1 protein-coding gene and 1 pseudogene are annotated in these 625 nt (G+C 33.3%); both read right to left on the bottom strand.

From position 1 onward, the window contains the following. The coding region (locus BG20_RS06035) for a glutamine amidotransferase-related protein (RefSeq protein WP_010192244.1) at positions 1 to 302 on the bottom strand (302 nt) is incomplete at its 3' end. 4 nt (positions 303 to 306) lie between these two features. Further along, positions 307 to 625: pseudogene (locus BG20_RS06030) on the bottom strand (hypothetical protein); the annotation flags it as partial.

Below are 625 nucleotides of genomic sequence, written 5' to 3'. Positions count from 1 at the left end.
TATTCCTTGTTTGCTCTTTTTACTTTGCCACCGAATTTATTTACAATTAGTTGATGCCCATAACAAATTCCAAGTAATGGTAATTTCATATCAAAAATTTTACTCTCTGGAACTGGAGCATTTGAATTATACACACTTGATGGACCTCCAGAAAAAATTATTCCCTTTGGGTTGTGCTTTTGCAATTCCTCAAAGCTAATGTCAAAAGGAACAAGCTCCGCATACACTGAAAACTCTCTGATTCTTCTGCAAATCAAGTGGCTGTACTGTGAGCCAAAATCTAAAACTACTATCTTGTCCATAAAATCACTTTTTGATGTTTTCAAGCATTCGTGTAAGTGACCATCCTGCAGTATTAATTATCTCATTTACTCTCTCTTCTGCCTGTAATTTTTGATGATTATCTCTCTAATGTCTGAACCGTTTTTGTTAATTATGTAATCAATTACAGATCTTTTTGGATTTTTCCTGTTTCTGCCTCTGCAGAGTCTTTTCTCTTCATTTCTCCAATAATTCTATCTATAAAAAATGATTTGAAAGGAGGAGTATCTACGTTAATCTCTATGGCATCTTCTAAAATTATTGAAACTTGATCTGGTGTGATGTATGCATTTGCAATAACTTT

This window comes from Candidatus Nitrosarchaeum limnium BG20 (assembly GCF_000241145.1).
In the GTDB taxonomy this organism is placed as follows: domain Archaea; phylum Thermoproteota; class Nitrososphaeria; order Nitrososphaerales; family Nitrosopumilaceae; genus Nitrosarchaeum; species Nitrosarchaeum limnae.
Note: the sequence above shows the minus strand (reverse complement) of the source record. Positions and strands in the feature narration are given on the sequence as shown.